Origin of the sequence: Streptomyces hazeniae (assembly GCF_031845485.1) — a bacterium.
Taxonomy (GTDB): domain Bacteria; phylum Actinomycetota; class Actinomycetes; order Streptomycetales; family Streptomycetaceae; genus Streptomyces; species Streptomyces hazeniae.
The window spans coordinates 1-472 of the sequence record NZ_JAVREQ010000143.1 but is presented as its reverse complement, the minus strand read 5'-3'; the positions used below and the strand labels follow the sequence as shown (position 1 = coordinate 472).

Genomic DNA, 472 nt, shown 5'->3' with positions numbered 1-472 from the left:
GTACAGCCCGTTGATGAGCCCGCTGGTCTGGGATCTCGCCCACATCGGCCAGCAGGAGGAGCTGTGGCTGCTGCGCGGCGGCAATCCGGACCGCCCGGGCATGCTTTCCCCGGACGTGGACCGGCTCTACGACGCCTTCGTGCACTCACGGGCCAGCCGCGTCGACCTTCCTCTGCTGCCGCCCACCGAAGCGCGCGCGTACTGCGCGACGGTCCGGTCCCGCGCCCTCGATGCCCTCGACTCGCTTGACGCCGACGACTCCGGGTTCAACTTCGGGTTGGTGATCAGCCACGAGAATCAGCACGACGAGACCATGCTGCAGGCTCTGAACCTGCGGGCCGGTCCGCCGTTGTTCGACGCAGGCAGCGCACTGCCGGCCGGTCGTGCCGGAGTGGCAGGCACTTCCGTGCTGATCCCGGGTGGCCCGTTCGTGCTCGGGGTCGACGAACTCACCGAACCGCACTCACTGGAC

The 472-nt window shown here is 68.9% G+C and carries 1 pseudogene; it reads left to right on the top strand.

Annotated elements, in window-relative coordinates:
* Nucleotides 1-13 precede the first annotated feature (13 nt).
* A pseudogene (locus RM572_RS29020) lies at nucleotides 14-472 on the top strand (DinB family protein); the annotation flags it as partial.